Consider the following 15,517-nt stretch of genomic DNA (forward strand, 5'->3'; position numbering starts at 1 on the left):
CCAGGTTTCTCCCCCGATTCACCCCTGACCAGAACCCTGATCCGGCCTCATACTGACGACCATGACCTGGCCTGAAGGAGCCTTGGGGCGTGCGCTGGCCGCCACGTATCTGATCGCCCTGCCGACGACCTACGTGGGTGTCCTGTGGCTCTTCATCCTGGAATGGACCAGCGACGGGTCCTGGGGCGGCGCTCCCCTCGTCATCTTCGCCGTCGGCATACTCACGATCACCACGCTGTCGCTGGCGCTCCGGGATCGTGTTCCCGAGCAGCCGAACCGACTGACCAAGAACTGGAGCGGATACCAGCGGGCGTATCACCGCCTGGCACTCGGGTTCGAGGTGAAGGGTGCCTGGCGGGTGGTGCGTGGGATAAGGGTTGCCTGACAGCAGGGTGAGACGGAGGTCGCGTCGGCAAGTCGGGCGGGGAGAACTAGGCTTTGGCCGTTCAGTCCACTCCTCCTGGAGGTATGTGCGGTGTCTGCCGACTTCAACTACTCCGATCTGTTGCCGTTGGGTGTTGACGAGACGGAGTATCGGCTGCTGACGACGGAAGGTGTCAGCACTTTCACGGCGGGCGACCGGACGTTCCTGCAGGTGCAGCCCGAGGTGCTGCAGGCGTTGACCGCGGAGGCGATGCACGACATCTCGCACTACCTGCGGACCGCGCACCTGGCCCAGCTGCGGCGGATCATCGACGACCCGGAGGCGTCCGGGAACGACCGGTTCGTCGCGCTCGACCTGTTGAAGAACGCGAACATCTCGGCCGGCGGCGTACTCCCGATGTGTCAGGACACCGGCACCGCGATCGTGATGGGCAAGAAGTCCGAGGGCGTGCTGACCGGCGCGGTCGACGAGGAGTGGATCAGCCGCGGCGTGTACGACGCGTACACCAAGCTGAACCTGCGCTACTCGCAGATGGCTCCGCTGACCATGTGGGACGAGAAGAACACCGGCTCGAACCTGCCGGCCCAGATCGAGCTGTACTCCACGCCGGGCGGCGGCGACCCGGCGTACAAGTTCCTGTTCATGGCCAAGGGCGGCGGCTCGGCCAACAAGTCGTTCCTGTACCAGGAGACGAAAGCGGTCCTGAACCCGTCGCGGATGATGGAGTTCCTGGACGAGAAGATCCGCTCGCTCGGTACGGCGGCCTGCCCGCCGTACCACCTCGCGGTCGTGGTCGGCGGTACGTCGGCGGAGTACGCGCTGAAGACCGCGAAGTACGCCTCCGCGCACTACCTCGACACGCTGCCGACCACGGGATCGCCGCTGGGACACGGGTTCCGGGACGTGGAGCTGGAGGAGGAGGTCTTCAAGCTGACGCAGGAGTTCGGGATCGGCGCGCAGTTCGGCGGGAAGTACTTCTGCCACGACGTCCGCGTGATCCGCCTCCCGCGGCACGGCGCGTCCTGCCCGGTCGCGATCGCGGTGTCGTGCTCGGCGGACCGGCAGGCGCTGGCGAAGATCACGCCGGAGGGTGTGTTCCTGGAGCAGCTCGAGCGCGACCCGGCGCGGTTCCTGCCGGACACCACCGACGAGCACCTCGACGACGCGAGTGACGTCGTACGGATCGATCTGAACCGGCCGATGAGCGAGATCCGCGCGGAGCTGTCCAAGCTGCCGGTGAAGACGCGGCTGTCACTGAGCGGGCCGCTGGTGGTGGCGCGCGACATCGCGCACGCGAAGATCAAAGAGCGGCTGGACGCGGGCGAGGAGATGCCGCAGTACCTGCGCGATCACGCGGTGTACTACGCGGGGCCGGCGAAAACCCCCGAGGGATACGCGTCCGGGTCGTTCGGGCCGACGACGGCGGGGCGGATGGACGCCTACGTCGACCAGTTCCAGGCGGCCGGCGGGTCTTTCGTGATGCTTGCCAAGGGCAACCGGTCGGCGAAGGTGACGGCGGCGTGCAAGGAGCACGGCGGCTTCTACCTCGGCTCCATCGGCGGCCCGGCGGCGCGGTTGGCCCAGGACTGCATCAAGTCCGTCGATGTCTTGGAGTACGCCGAGCTCGGGATGGAAGCCGTGTGGAAGATCCAGGTCGAGGACTTCCCAGCCTTCATCGTGGTCGACGACAAGGGCAACGACTTCTTCACCGACACCCGCAAGCCGATCCCCCTGACCGCGCGTCCCCGCAGCTGAAAGAAACAATCAGTTGGTGGAAGCACACCCGCAAGCCGGACCCGCTGACCGTGCGTCCGCGGAGCTGAGCTACTGAGCTGACCGCTCCACCCTCGGGATCGGGGTGGAGCGGATCTGCGGGTCGGGAATCGGATCCGGGCGCGGGCCGGTTCGCGACGGAGGCACGGCGTACGGGCCCCGTCGCCGTGCTGGAACCGCTGGAGGAGTGACCTCAGCCGGCCTTGGTCTCGATCTGCTCGGGGAGCTTTGCCAGCAGGACGCGGGTGGCTTTGACGAGATCTGCTTCGTTGTGGCCGAACGCCTGCAGGTAGGACCCAAGCGCCGCGCGGACGAGCTGCAGCTCCTCAGCCTCCAATTCGATGGTGTACATACTCCCAAGCTAAGCCCATCCGCCCGAGTTGCAACCGCTCGTGACCCACCTGTGTTGTCAGCCTCCCGGCCAACCCACCAGCCTGAGGATCTCGGCCGCCGTGTCCGCCACCTCGCCGTCGTTGCGGACGGCGAAGTCCTCGATCGGCTGATGGGTCTCGGCAAAGGCAAGGGCCGTGGCGAGATCCCACTCCGGACCGCGGGTACTGCGGGTGCGAGCGTCGATCAGCTCGGGCGCCGTGACGATCCGCACCACCTGCACCGCACAGTCGGGCAGCGCAGCGGTGTAGGCGGCGCGGAGTTGAGCCGAGAAGACCGGGCCGCTGACGATCAGGAAGTCGGCGCCCGCCGCTCGGTACGTTCGCCAGACCGCGGCCAGGTTATCGATGCGCAGGTGGTCGCTGAAGCGCAGGCCGGAATCCGGCGTGGGTCGTCGAGGACCGCCGAACTGCGCGACGGCGTCCAGGTCCAGTACGCCGGTGGTGTGGCCGGCACCCGTCAGCACACCACCGATCGCCTGGGCGGTGGTGGTCTTGCCGACACCACTGCCTCCGGTGAGGAGCAAGGCCCGGGGCATCAGCTGTGTAGCTCCTCCGCGATCAAGGTCGGCTGGTGGGTCGTCGGCGCGGCCGGCACGCGCCAGGTGGGCGGTGGAGTCCAGAACTGCCAGTCGTCGGAGAACGGGGACGTCCAGGCCTCGATGTCGCGGATAGCGGCGTGGGCGTCACCAACGATGCGCTCCGCATCGGCCGCCGTGAAGCGTCCGGCGGTGACCGCTCCCTCCAGCTCGTCCTCGTCCTTCCACTCGATGGTGCGGTCGGGCTTCATCCACAGGTCGAGCACGTGATCGACAGTGCTGATATGGCGGGCTGCCCAGTCGCGGACATGCTTCCGCTCGAGGTTCACGTACCACCCGTGGAACGTCCCGTCGTCGCCCCAGAAGTACCAGACCGACCAGGGCTTCCCGGACGGCGAGACCTTGAGGATCCCGGTGCCGCGCCAGACGTCGAGCTTCAGCACCCGCTCCTCGGTGAACATCCCGACGGGACCGGCGTGCCGTGTCTCGCGCCCGTCGAGGAGGACCGGTTTGAGCAACGGCGTACCCGGCGCGAGCCAGGAGACCAGCCCGTCCGCGTCGTCACGCACGACCGTCATCGGCCGCACGTTCGGCTTGTCCGCGTGCCTCCCGGTCCCTTCGTACACCCACTCGATCGTTGTCCCCGGCTCCCAGAACTGTGTCATCTCCTGGGTCACGACTCGGCCGGGCGGGTCATGGAGAGTACGTCGAGGGCCGCGTCCAGCTGCTCCTCGGTCAGGTCTCCCTTCTCGACGTGACCGTTCTCGATCACGACCTCGCGGATCGTTTTCCCTTGTTTCAAAGCACTCTTGGCCACAGCGGCGGCGTTCTCGTAGCCGATGTAGCGGTTGAGTGGCGTCACGATCGACGGCGACGACTCGGCCAGCGCGCGGGCGTGGTCGACGTTCGCGGTGATGCCGTCGACGCAACGGTCCGCGAGCAGGCGTGAGCTGTTCGCCAGCAGGGTGATGGATTCGAGCAGGTTGCGTGCGATCACCGGGAGCATCACGTTGAGCTCGAAGTTGCCTCCGGCACCGGCCACGGTGATCGCGGTGTCGTTGCCGATCACCTGGGCGGCGACCATCAGCGTCGCCTCGCAGATCACCGGATTCACCTTGCCGGGCATGATGCTCGAGCCCGGCTGCAGGTCGGGCAGCGAGATCTCGCCGAGGCCGGCGCGCGGGCCGGATCCCATCCAGCGCAGGTCGTTGCAGATCTTCGTCAGGCTGACGGCGACCGTCTTCAGTTGCCCTGACAGCTCAACGAGTCCGTCGCGAGCACCCTGCGCCTCGAAGTGGTCCTCGGCCTCGGTCAACTCCAGACCGGTCCGCCGGTTGAGCTCGGTGATGACCGCGGCGGCGAACCCGGGCGGCGTGTTGATGCCGGTGCCGACCGCCGTCCCGCCCAGCGGCAACTCGGCGACCCTCGGCAGGGTCGCCCGCACCCGCGCGGCCCCCCGGCGAATCTGCTGCGCATACCCGTTGAACTCCTGGCCGAGCGTCACCGGCGTCGCGTCCATCAGGTGCGTCCGCCCGGACTTCACCACGTCGGCGAACTCAGATCCCTTACGAGACAGGGAATCCGCGAGGTGTTCGAGCGCCGGCAACAGCTCCTGCACGACGCCTGCGGTCGCGGCGACGTGGATCGCCGACGGGAACGTGTCGTTGCTCGACTGGGACGCATTGACGTCGTCGTTCGGGTGCACGTCGTCGCCGAGCGAGCGGGTGGCGAGGGTGGCCAGGACCTCGTTGGCGTTCATGTTCGTCGACGTACCCGAGCCGGTCTGGAAGACGTCGATCGGGAACTCGTTGTCGAACTCCCCCGCGGCGACCTTGTCCGCCGCGGCAACGATCGCGTCCGCCCGGTCCGCGTCGATCACGCCGAGTGAGGCGTTCACCACCGCGGCCGAAGCCTTGATCTGTGCCAGCGCGTGCACGAGCGCCGGCGCGAGCGGCCGCCCGGAGATCGGGAAGTTCTCCACCGCGCGCTGCGTCTGCGCTCGCCACAACGCGTCGCGAGGAACCTTGACCTCGCCCATCGTGTCGTGCTCGATCCTGAATTCCACGTCATCACCCATACCTGCAGAGTACGTCGCTGAGCGTCGCCGGAACGCCCTGATCGACAAGCTGTGGACAACGACACAGGCGGAATGCGTTGGACTACGAGCTACCCTGATAGACGTAATAGGTCTCGTCCCGGTCCTGCAGGCGGACCGGGACGGCAGTGACCTGACACTTGCCGAAGACCGTTGTGACGGCCGACTCCAAGGCAGCAGATGAGGACGACGACCAGACGGTGAGGACGCCCTCGGCGCGCAGCTTCGCCTGGCAGGTGGCGAGGAAGCCAGAGGTGTAGATGGCCGAATTCTCGTTGTACACAAGGAAGTCCGGCCCGTTGTCGACATCGAGCAGGATCGCGTCGACGGACGCGTCGGGCAGCTCCGTGACGACCGTGCGCACGTCGCCGACCACCACGCCGACCCGAGAGTCATCGAGGACCGACGGGATCAGCCCCGAGCGCATCCAGGACACCAGGTCCGGCTCGATCTCGGCGACGATCACCTGGCCGAGACGCGAGTCCGCCAGCAGCGCGCGGACCGTGTAACCGAGTCCCAGCCCGCCGACGAGCACCCGCTCAGGCCGCCGTACCGCCTCCAGCGCAGCCGAAGCCAGCAATTCCTCGCTGGAGGTCTCCTGGTCGTCCATCACGAAGACGCCATTCACGCGCAACTCCAGCGCCCCGTCGTCACGGCGCCGCAGTACGAGCTCACCCCGCTCACTGCTGGCCCGAGCGATCTCCGCCACCTCAAACACCGTCGCAGTCGATGGTAAAAATGGTGTCCTCCTTCGCGCCGGCCTCCCGGACGCGGACCAACACCCTACGCCGAGGGACGCGCGTGACAGACAGCGGCAAGGTTGCACTGGTTACCGGCGGCAACAAAGGCATCGGCTTCGAGGTCGCCCGGCAGTTGACCCAACTGGATCACTGCGTGGTCCTCGGTTCGCGCGACGAGGACCGCGGCCGTATCGCAGCGGAGAAGCTCCGCTCCGACGGGGCACAGGCGTCGTACGTCGTCATGGACGTCGGCGATCCGGACAGCGTCGCGGCCGGGATCCGCCTGATCGATCAGCAGCACGGACGGCTCGACGTGCTCGTCAACAACGCCGGTATCGCCTTGCCCGAAGGTCCGCCGAGTGAAGTGCCGGTCGACGTACTGCGGCGTGTCTACGAGACCAACGTGTTCGGCCTGGTCGCGGTCACGCAAGCAGCGTTGCCGTTGCTGCGCAGGGCTGAGGCCGGCCGGATCGTGAACCTCTCGTCCGGCGCCGGATCCCTTGCCCTGGTCAGTGGACCGGACTGGCGGCCGGAGTGGAACGGACTCGCATACAACACGTCAAAATCGGCGGTCAACGCTGTGACGGTCGCTTTCGCGAGCGAACTGCGGGAGACACCGATCAAGGTCAACGCAGTCAATCCAGGCTTCACCAAGACCGACATGTCCCCCAGCGCTGAGCGTACGGCGGCGCAGGGCGCTGCCGTCGTCGTCAGGTACGCGACTCTCACCGCCGACGGCCCCACCGGAGGCTTCTACGACGAGAACGGCCCGATCGCCTGGTAGCTCAGTACCAGCCCCTGGCCTGGGAGTGACCCCAAGCGGAGCACGGGGATCCGTAGGTGGCCTCGATGTAGTCCAGGCCCCACTTGATCTGGGTGACCGGGTTGGTGCGCCAGTCCTTGCCGTACGCCGCCATCCGGTTGCCGGGCAACGCCTGCGGAATGCCGTACGCCGTCGACGACGGGTTGTCGGCGTTGACCTTCCAGCGCGACTCCTTGTTCCAGAGCTTCTCCAGGCAGCTGAACTGGCTCTGGCTCCAGCCGTGGTCGGGCAGGAGGTTCATCGCGACCTCCTTGGGCGTGCCCTCGTACTTCTTCCGCTCGGCGTCGCGGCTGGCCCGCTCCTCCTGGACCGAGCGGTCGGCCTTCGCCAGCGCTTCGTACCGGCGCAGTGCGGCGTTCTTGGCCTTCATCTTGACGTCGGCCGCATCCTGGGCTGCGGTGATCAACTCGACCTGGTTCCGCATCCGGATCGCGTCGGCGGCCTCGTCCGCGGCAGAGCTGGTCGACTTCGGGGCGGCCGACGGCGTGGCGGCGCTGGAGAGCACCTTCCCGCTGTTGATGACGGCCATCTCAGCTCGCCCTGAGACCTTCTCCGACGCACTGCTGCTCCCGGGGGAGCTGAAGAGGTCGATACCCGCGACAACGGAGACGACGGCGACTCCTGTTACTGCGAGAGCCGCGACGGAGCGCTTCGCTTTCATCTGTCCTTCCGAGAAAACCCGACCCCCGTCGGCTGCAACGAGAACATACTCTGACGTAAACCGTGCGTGATCACAAGCAGGTCACAAACGAACGGTGCGGCCGCCAGCGTGGCGACCGCACCGAGCGCGGAATCCTTACCTCCGCTTTACAGAAAGTTATGACCCAATAACGCGAACACTCCTTACAGCTGCAGATCGTCGAGCATCTCGGTGACGAGAGCCGCGATCGGCGAGCGCTCCGAGCGGGTCAGGGTGACGTGTGCGAACAGCGGGTGACCCTTCAGCTGCTCGACCACCGCGACCACGCCGTCGTGCCGGCCGACCCGCAGGTTGTCCCGCTGGGCGACGTCGTGGGTCAGCACGACCCGCGAGTTCGCCCCGACCCGCGACAGCACGGTCAGGAGCACGTTCCGCTCCAGCGACTGGGCCTCGTCCACGATCACGAACGCGTCGTGCAGCGACCGGCCACGGATGTGGGTCAGCGGCAGCACCTCGAGCATGCCGCGGTCCATCACCTCGTCGATCACATCACCGCTGGTCAGCGCGCCGAGCGTGTCGTAGACGGCCTGCGCCCACGGCCCCATCTTCTCGGACTCGGTGCCCGGCAGGTACCCGAGCTCCTGCCCGCCGACCGCGAACAGCGGCCGGAACACGATGACCTTCTTGTGCTGCCTGCGCTCCATCACCGACTCCAGGCCGGCGCACAGGGCCAGCGCGGACTTACCGGTACCGGCGCGGCCGCCGAGCGAGATGATCCCGACATCGGGGTCCAGCAGCAGGTCGAGCGCGACCCGCTGCTCGGCGGACCGCCCGCGGATCCCGAACGCCTCCCGGTCGCCGCGGACCAGCCGGATCCGCTTGTCCGGCATCACCCGGCCGAGCGCACTGCCACGGTCTGACAGCATCACCAGACCGGTGTGCGTCGGGAACTCGCCCGCCTGCGGCAGCTCCACGGAGCCGTTCTCGTAAAGGTCGTCCACGACGTGCGTCTCGACCTCGAGCTCGGCCATCCCGGTCCAGCCGGACTCCAGGGTCAGCTCAGCGCGGTACTCCTCGGCCTGCAGCCCGCACGCCGACGCCTTCACCCGCATCGGCAGGTCCTTCGAGACCAGCGTCACATCCTTGCCCTCGGCCATGAAGTTGCAGGCCACGGCCAGGATCCGGCTGTCGTTGTCACCGAGCCGGAAACCGGCCGGCAGCGTCTCCGGGTCGGTGTGGTTCAACTCGACCCGGAGAGTTCCACCCTTCTCCCCCACTGGCAGGGGCGCGTCCAGACGTCCGTGCAGGATCCGGAGCTCGTCGAGCAGTCGCAGCGCGGTGCGGGCGAAGTAGCCGAGTTCCGGGTGATGCCGTTTGGCCTCCAATTCGGTGACAACGACCACCGGAACGACCACTTCGTGCTCGTCGAACCGCAGCATCGCGTGCGGGTCCGACAGAAGCACCGAGGTGTCCAGCACGAAGGTGCGCTGGTCCGGTGTTGATGAGGTACTTGACGCCTTGGCGTGGATGGCCATGTCGCACGTCCTCTTCTAGGCCGTGACGTACACCCTCGCCCCGGCCCGCCAGTGGTTAGGTGATGGGTCGGGTGCCGCCCTCGGGGTCCGGTGTTGACCCCGTCCGCGCCGCCGCAGGAGCGGCAACGGCGATCAGTGAGTTCGAGACCTCAGGTCTCGGGGACTCCGTTCGGCCCCTCATGGGGCAACCGGCTGGAACGAGATTCTCAAACTGATCGGGCCTCCCGTGACAGCCGGCTTCCCCTCCGACCGTCTCTGCCAGAGTAGGAGCCCCCCGCAAACGGCGCAGCCCGACACGCCCGGCCACGGGGTTAACACGGCGTTACACGCCTTCAACCACCCGAGGGAGCACGCTCGGTACATGAGGAGCGGCGCTCGGTACGGCGACGTACGCCTACTTCCGGTGCCGCCGTACGACGTGTGCGGGCTGCGGACGGGGCGTCACGTGCCGAAGCGGCGCTCTCGCTGGGCGTAGCTCCGGATGGCGCGGAGGAAGTCGACGTGCCGGAAGTCCGGCCAGAGCGCTTCGCAGAAGTAGAACTCGCTCAGCGCGCTCTGCCAGAGCAGGAAACCACCGAGACGCTGCTCACCCGACGTACGAATGACCAGGTCCGGGTCCGGCTGACCCTTCGTGTACAGGTGCCGGGCGATGTGCTCGACGTCGACGCGGTCGGCCAGCTCCTCGATCGACATGCCCTTCGCGGCTTCCTCGAGAAGCAGCGAGCGGACGGCGTCAGCGAGCTCGCGACGTCCGCCGTACCCGACGGCGACGTTGACGAACAGGCCCTCGTTGTCGTGCGTCGCGGTCTCGGCGGCCTTCAGGACCTCCGCAGTACTGCCGGGGAGCAGGTCGAGCGCGCCGACCGGGTGGATCCGCCAGCGGCCGATCGCGGTCAGCTCCTCGACGGTCTGCTCGATGATCCGCAGCAGCGGCTCCAGCTCGTCGGCCGGGCGGGTCAGGTTGTCGGTGGACAGCATCCACACCGTGACGACCTTGACGCCGACGTCGTCGCACCACTCGAGGAACTCGGAGATCTTGTTCGCCCCGGCCTCGTGGCCGCGTGACACCGGGTCGCCGACCTGACGGGCCCAGCGGCGGTTGCCGTCGATGATGACGCCGATATGCCGCGGGATCCGGTCCGGCGACAGCGATCGCATCAGCCGGCGTTCATACAGACCGTAGACCGCGTCGCGCAGCTTCTGCTTGCCAGGTGTCCGCATGGGCAGGTTGCTCTCCTCAAAGACTCTCGGTCACGAGGCTAGCCCACATCACGGTGCGGGTGAGAGCCCTCGGAGTGCCTCACAGGAAGCTGTCAGGAAGGCCGAACTATCCTCGCGGTTCGTGCGTCGAACCCCCGGGTACTGGTGCGCCGACGGCGTGACGTCGCCTACATTTCATCCTTCCGACCCATACAACCTACGGTTCCGTAGGTTACGGTTGCGTAGGTACAACCCGCCCGGCAACTCTCGAAAGGACGGCGATGACCGCTACCGGAGCCCAGCCCCAGGAACTCGGTCACCGGCTCTCCGGCCGGCTCGGACCACTCAAACCGAAGCTCCGCGGATGGCTGCACGCCGGAACGTTCCCCGTCGCCACCGCCGCCGGCATCGTCCTGATCTGCCTGGCCCCGCATGCGAACGCGCGCTTGGCTGCCGCGGTCTATACCGCCGCCGCGATGCTGCTGTTCGGCATCTCCGCCCTGTACCACCGTTTCTACTGGGGTCCGACCGGCGAGGCGGTCCTGCGCCGCCTTGATCACAGCAACATCTTTCTGCTGATCGCCGGCACCTACACCCCGCTCGGGATGGTTCTCCTGCACGGCAAGGACCGCGTCCTGATGCTCGGCCTCGTCTGGGGCGGCGCCGCCCTCGGCATCCTGTTCCGCATCTTCTGGCTGAGCGCACCCCGCTGGATCTACACGCCGATCTACCTAGCACTCGGCTGGGTCGCCATCTTCTGGATGGGCGACATCTACCACGCCGGCGGCGCCGCGGTCGTCACACTGATCGCTGTCGGCGGCGGGCTGTACTCCCTCGGCGCAGTCGTCTACGCCACCAAGCGCCCGAACCCCTCACCCCGCTGGTTCGGCTTCCACGAAATCTTCCACGCCTTCACCGTGGCCGCCTTCATCTGCCACTACATAGCCGTCAGCATCGCGACGTACCACGCCGGCTAGTAAATCGGACACGCCTCCGGTGGAGGAACAAGCCGAAAGGACACGCCTCCGGCGCGACTGACCTATTGCCGGCTCCGCCGGGGCGCAGGATCGTCCCGTCAAAATGGTGCTCCAGCAAGCGAGCCGCAACGACAGGCCAACGCACATCGGACACGCCTCCGGCGCGGCTGACTTGTTGGCCGGCTCCGCCGGCGCGCAGATCCCAGCGTGCGGCTGACGCGTTCGGCGGGGCTATGTGTAGCCGAGATGAGCGTCGTGGCCTGAGCCGTCGTGAGCTGAGCCGTCGTGAGCTGAGCCGTCGCGAGCTGAGCGTCGTGGGGGCAGCTGAGTGAACTCGGCCAGGGGCGGGCTTGCTGGCTCGTGGACTGTCGTGGCGGGGTGGCGTGCTCTGCTCGGAGGAGCGTGGTGCCGCGTGCGCTGGTATGTCGCCGAGGAAGACCTGCGCGGCTACGCAACCGCGCGTTCTTCGATCGAGCTATCGGCTCAGCCGACGCGCGGGAAACTTCTAGAGCCTGTGGCTGAAGGCCGCCAGGAGTACGACGAGCGCGACCCCGGCGCCTGCACGAAACGCGGCGCGGGGAGGTGCCTTCAGTACTTCGCGATCGCCGTCGCTGCTCAGCAACGACCAGCGGGAGCGGGCTGAGAGTGCTGAACCGACGGAGAGCACCGAGCCGGCAGAGAAGGCGGACAGAGTCGATCCGACTGACGCGACCGACAGCGCAGAGCCGACCGAGCCGATGCTCAGCACCGACCCGACCGAACCGATCGACAGGATCGATCCGCGGCTCGCGATCGAAAGAAACGAGTCTTCAGACCGCAACGACAATCCACCCATGCCCGGCATTCTGACACGAGCAGACGGACTTTGGCGGACGGTCAGACGAGCAGCGTCTCGAGCTCTGGTAGACGGCTGAACATGTCGGGCAGACCGTGCAGGCCATTGCGTACGGACTCGTGTGACAGCGCGAGATCGGGGCCTGTACCCACCTCGACACCGGCCAGGCAGCGGAGGACGTTCCACCTCGTGTGCCCCAGCCAGCCGCTGAGCATGAACACGAACCAACTCGGGCCCGACGGCGGCAGCGCTCCACCCCCTGCGACATAGCCGTCGAGGACCGAACGGAAGATGGTCGGCTGGATGTCGTCGAAGCCCGGTCCCTTCGACAGGCTCAGAGCGGTTGAGCCGAGCTCACCGGCCAGATCGAGCCTCCCCGAGAGCTCCCAGTCCAGCAGTACCGGCCGACCGTCGCGAGCGAGCAGATTCCACGGTTGGATGTCCTTGTGGGTCAGTACGACGGGGCCCGGCCGTTCGCAGGTGTCGACGAAGTACGCGATTGCGAGAAACGTCTCGACCTGGCAGGCGAGTTCCTCGGCCCACGGCTGCCCGGTCGCCGCGGCCCGCTCTGCGAGCTCGGGCCAGTCCCGTGGCATCGGATCCTCGGTCGACATGTCAGTCCACTCGACGTCCAGCCCGTGGAGGCGAGCGAGGATCTCACCGATCTCGAACGCGTACGCCGCCGACACCGGCGCTTCGGGAACATTCTCCCCGTCGACCCACCGGTGCACGAGCACATGCTGGCCGGCCGAGATCGGCTCCGGCATCGGAACGCCGGCGGCGAAGGCTGCCCGCTCGAACCTGAACACGTCCTCGATCCGATACACCCAGCGGCGGTCGACCAGGTTCAACTCCTTCACCGCGAACGACCCCTGGTCGGTGTCGAGCCGGTACATCCGGTTGGCGAACCCACCGTGGACACGGATCATCGGCCCGGTCGGCGTACCGAGATGCGAAAGATCCACCCGACGCACTCTAGGCCGCGGAGCTCACCGATGCACCGGGATTGTCCGACGCGCGACCGGAGGGACCCACTCAGCCCGCCGGCGAAGCCGGCCAACAAGACAGCCGCACCGAACGCGCGTCCTCTGCCCGACCTGCACGCGTGTCGCCAACACACGTAACCACACCCCGCATGTGCGCCACCTCGCCAAAAGCGCTCAGCACCCCACCCGCTCAGTACGCCGGCGAAGCCGGCCAACAAGACAGCCGCACCGAAGGCGCGTCCTTTGCCCGAGCTGCAGGCCCGTCGTCAACGCGCGTAACCACACCCCGCATGTGCGCCACCTCGCCAAAAGCGCTCAGCACCCCACCCGCTCAGTACGCCGGCGAAGCCGGCCAACAAGACAGCCGCACCGAAGGCGCGTCCTTTGCCCGAGCTGCAGGCCCGTCGTCAACGCGCGTAACCACACCCCGCATGTGCGCCACCTCGCCAAAAGCGCTCAGCACCCCACCCGCTCAGTACGCCGGCGAAGCCGGCCAACAAGACAGCCGCGCCGAAGGCGCGTCCTTTCCGCGGCGAACCAGGCGAGCTCGCTGACCAGCTCGTACGCCGGCGAAGCCGGCCTACAAGACAGCCGCGCCGAAGGCGCGTCCTTTGCCCGAGCCGCAGGCCTGTCGTCAACGCGCGTGACCACACCCCGGACGTGCGCCACCTCGCCGAATGCGCTCAGCACCCGACCAGCTCAGCGCGCCGGCGGAGCCGGCCAGAAGAACAGCCGCGCCGAAGGCGTGTCCTTTCCGCGGCGAACCAGGCGAGCCAACTGCCCAGCTCGTACGTCGGCGGAGCCGGCTAATAAGACAGCCGCGCCGAAGGTGCGTCCTTTGCCGGGCGAGTTAGCTGCCGAGTTCGCGGAGGGTGTCTCGTAGGGCTTCGTAGCGGGCGGGGCCCAGGCGGGCCGACCAGATTTGTTCGACTCGTTCGATGGCGGCTTGGCTGTAGGCGGCTGCTTCGTCGCCTTTCGGGGTGCGGCGGACGAGGCGGACGCGGCGGTCGGCGCGGAGGCGGTCGGATTCGACGTAGCCGAGGCGTTGGAGGTAGTCGACGTGTTGGCCGAGGCCTTGTTTGGTCATGACCGCAACCTCGGCCAGGTCGGTGATGCGGGCGCCGTCGGGCGGGATCATCTCGAGCAGGCGGTAGTGCGAGACCCGGAGGCCCGGGTAGAGCTCCTCCGAGCTGGCCAGGATCTCCTCCCGGATGCGCTTCAGGGCGGCTCCGAGCAGGCCGGCGATGTGTCCGGACCACGGTCCCTGCACCCGGCCCGGAACGTCGTTGACGGAAGTCATAAAGCCACTTTACTATGCCGTTGGTAAGGGGGCTTTACTTCTTTGGGGGGAATCATGATCACCGCACTCGAACCGCTGGGGCGAGATGCCCTGCCCGACGACGAATTCACCGCCCTGGTCCGGACGATCACGGGCGATCCACAGGCCGTGCCCGCCGACGTCCGCGTCGAGCCGGTCGACTACCCGATCGGTACGCCGAGCACCGAGTCCCTCAACCGGGTCTTCGGTAGGTCCAACGGTGTCGAGTGGTCCTGCTTCGTGAAGAAGTTCCAGTCGGTGCGGTACTGGCCGATGATGCACCTGCTGCCCGAGGAGTTCCGCGCTCTCTTCATCCACAACCTGCCGTGGCAGCTCGAGATCGCCGTCCACCGGAGCGACATCGCCGACCTCCTCCCCGAGGGCATGCGGCTGCCGGCGGCGTACCGGATCGACGTGTACGACGACGATCGCGCCACCCTGTGGATGGAGAACGTCGTACAGGAGTGGGGTCCGTGGCCGATCGACCGGTTCGAGCGCGCGGCGTACCTGCTGGGCCGACTCTCCGCGCGCCGTCAGCCGCACCTGGTCGAGCCGTTCCTCCCCCGCGACCACGTCACCACTCCGGGCATCGGACTGCGCTTCTACTCCGAAGGCCGGGTACGCCGTGCCGCACTGCCCGCGCTGGCGGACCCCCAGACGTGGAAGCAGCCACTGCTGAGTGCAGCGGTCTGCAACCTGGGCGAGCACGGCCTACGCGACGATCTGCTCGAGCTGGGCGAGCGCCTCCCCGCAGTACTCGATGCGCTCGAGGCATTGCCGCAGTGCTACCAGCACGGAGACGCGAGCCCGCAGAACCTGCTCGTGCCGCGGGACAAGCCGGACGAGTTCGTGGTGATCGACTGGGGCTTCGACTGCCCGCAGGCCGTCGGGTTCGACCTGGGACAGCTGTTGATCGGGCTGGCGCACGCCGGCGAGCTGGCACCGGAGGCGCTGCCCGCGGTGCACAAAGTCATCCTCAAGTCGTTCCAGGACGGGCTCAAGGCCGAGGGGATGCAGGTGTCCGAGGAAGAGGTGCTGTACGGGTACCTGGGCTCGCTCCTCGTCCGTGCAGCGTTCACCGCACTGCCGCTGGAGCTGCTCGGCAAGTCCGACGCGTCGAAGGAGCTGTTCGAGCAGCGTGTCCAGCTGACCCGCGCAATGGTCGACCTGGTCTCACCTGTGGTCTGAAAGCGGAACATTTCAGTCGTGTCACAGCTGCAACGAACGCCGCGCCTCCGGGTATCCATAGTGCGTGACGAACCTGAGCAGATACGCAGCAGTG

16 protein-coding genes are annotated in these 15,517 nt (G+C 67.4%); 5 read left to right on the top strand and 11 right to left on the bottom strand.

What is annotated here, in order from left to right:
* Window positions 1-61: 61 nt before the first annotated feature.
* Window positions 62-385 carry a hypothetical protein gene (locus AB0J62_RS02565; RefSeq protein WP_363863490.1) on the top strand — a complete coding sequence of 108 codons (324 nt, stop codon included), beginning with the start codon at window positions 62-64 and terminating at the stop codon, window positions 383-385.
* A gap of 90 nt (window positions 386-475) precedes the next feature.
* Window positions 476-2,140: a fumarate hydratase gene (locus AB0J62_RS02570; RefSeq protein ID WP_363863493.1), complete on the top strand. Its 1,665-nt coding sequence runs from the start codon at window positions 476-478 to the stop codon at window positions 2,138-2,140.
* 211 nt (window positions 2,141-2,351) lie between these two features.
* Here the strand turns inward: AB0J62_RS02570 and AB0J62_RS02575 are convergent, their stop codons facing one another.
* The 5 genes from AB0J62_RS02575 to AB0J62_RS02595 all read right to left on the bottom strand — a co-directional run bounded on the left by AB0J62_RS02575 (window position 2,352) and on the right by AB0J62_RS02595 (window position 5,890).
* Window positions 2,352-2,510: a hypothetical protein gene (locus AB0J62_RS02575; protein ID WP_166679636.1), complete on the bottom strand. Its 159-nt coding sequence runs from the start codon at window positions 2,508-2,510 to the stop codon at window positions 2,352-2,354.
* A gap of 57 nt (window positions 2,511-2,567) precedes the next feature.
* Window positions 2,568-3,086 (bottom strand): hypothetical protein, encoded by a 519-nt coding sequence (locus AB0J62_RS02580; protein WP_363863496.1) that lies wholly within the window; start codon window positions 3,084-3,086, stop codon window positions 2,568-2,570.
* Window positions 3,086-3,751, bottom strand: a complete 666-nt coding sequence (locus tag AB0J62_RS02585; RefSeq protein WP_363863499.1) for a DUF402 domain-containing protein — start codon at window positions 3,749-3,751, stop codon at window positions 3,086-3,088. Before AB0J62_RS02585 ends, AB0J62_RS02580 begins: the two co-directional genes overlap by 1 nt.
* 8 nt (window positions 3,752-3,759) lie before the next feature.
* A complete protein-coding gene (locus tag AB0J62_RS02590; RefSeq protein ID WP_363863502.1) occupies window positions 3,760-5,163 on the bottom strand; it encodes a class II fumarate hydratase in 1,404 nt (467 codons plus the stop codon).
* 82 nt (window positions 5,164-5,245) lie between these two features.
* Window positions 5,246-5,890: a hypothetical protein gene (locus AB0J62_RS02595; RefSeq protein WP_363863505.1), complete on the bottom strand. Its 645-nt coding sequence runs from the start codon at window positions 5,888-5,890 to the stop codon at window positions 5,246-5,248.
* Between the two features lie 92 nt (window positions 5,891-5,982).
* Here AB0J62_RS02595 and AB0J62_RS02600 point away from each other — a divergent pair, with 92 nt between their 5' ends.
* Window positions 5,983-6,705: an SDR family oxidoreductase gene (locus AB0J62_RS02600; RefSeq protein ID WP_363863508.1), complete on the top strand. Its 723-nt coding sequence runs from the start codon at window positions 5,983-5,985 to the stop codon at window positions 6,703-6,705.
* A 1-nt stretch (window position 6,706) separates the two neighbouring features.
* Here AB0J62_RS02600 and AB0J62_RS02605 read toward each other — a convergent pair whose 3' ends face one another.
* From AB0J62_RS02605 to AB0J62_RS02615, 3 genes are all read right to left on the bottom strand, one after another.
* Window positions 6,707-7,405: a hypothetical protein gene (locus AB0J62_RS02605; protein ID WP_363863511.1), complete on the bottom strand. Its 699-nt coding sequence runs from the start codon at window positions 7,403-7,405 to the stop codon at window positions 6,707-6,709.
* A 182-nt stretch (window positions 7,406-7,587) separates the two neighbouring features.
* Window positions 7,588-8,919 (bottom strand): PhoH family protein, encoded by a 1,332-nt coding sequence (locus tag AB0J62_RS02610; RefSeq protein ID WP_130440316.1) that lies wholly within the window; start codon window positions 8,917-8,919, stop codon window positions 7,588-7,590.
* Window positions 8,920-9,360: 441 nt separating this feature from the next.
* The gene (locus tag AB0J62_RS02615; RefSeq protein WP_350862406.1) at window positions 9,361-10,140 is read right to left on the bottom strand and encodes an isoprenyl transferase; all 780 of its coding nucleotides are present in this window, start codon (window positions 10,138-10,140) and stop codon (window positions 9,361-9,363) included.
* Window positions 10,141-10,400: 260 nt separating this feature from the next.
* Here AB0J62_RS02615 and AB0J62_RS02620 point away from each other — a divergent pair, with 260 nt between their 5' ends.
* Entirely contained in the window at window positions 10,401-11,096 is a 696-nt protein-coding gene (locus tag AB0J62_RS02620) for a hemolysin III family protein (RefSeq protein ID WP_363863516.1), read from the top strand.
* Window positions 11,097-11,601: 505 nt separating this feature from the next.
* Here the strand turns inward: AB0J62_RS02620 and AB0J62_RS02625 are convergent.
* The 3 genes from AB0J62_RS02625 to AB0J62_RS02635 all read right to left on the bottom strand — a co-directional run bounded on the left by AB0J62_RS02625 (window position 11,602) and on the right by AB0J62_RS02635 (window position 14,217).
* Window positions 11,602-11,931, bottom strand: a complete 330-nt coding sequence (locus AB0J62_RS02625) for a hypothetical protein (RefSeq protein WP_363863519.1) — start codon at window positions 11,929-11,931, stop codon at window positions 11,602-11,604.
* Window positions 11,932-11,972: 41 nt separating this feature from the next.
* Window positions 11,973-12,896, bottom strand: coding sequence for a phosphotransferase (locus AB0J62_RS02630; protein WP_363863523.1), 924 nt, complete (start codon window positions 12,894-12,896; stop codon window positions 11,973-11,975).
* Between the two features lie 871 nt (window positions 12,897-13,767).
* Window positions 13,768-14,217, bottom strand: coding sequence for a MarR family winged helix-turn-helix transcriptional regulator (locus AB0J62_RS02635; RefSeq protein WP_363863526.1), 450 nt, complete (start codon window positions 14,215-14,217; stop codon window positions 13,768-13,770).
* Window positions 14,218-14,271: 54 nt separating this feature from the next.
* On the opposite strand from AB0J62_RS02635, the gene AB0J62_RS02640 reads away from it, so the two are divergent.
* On the top strand, window positions 14,272-15,423 hold the full coding sequence (locus AB0J62_RS02640; protein ID WP_363863529.1) for a phosphotransferase: 1,152 nt from the start codon (window positions 14,272-14,274) through the stop codon (window positions 15,421-15,423).
* Window positions 15,424-15,517: the final 94 nt, after the last annotated feature.

It is taken from the genome of Kribbella sp. NPDC049584 (assembly GCF_040675555.1).
Classification (GTDB): Bacteria; Actinomycetota; Actinomycetes; order Propionibacteriales; family Kribbellaceae; genus Kribbella.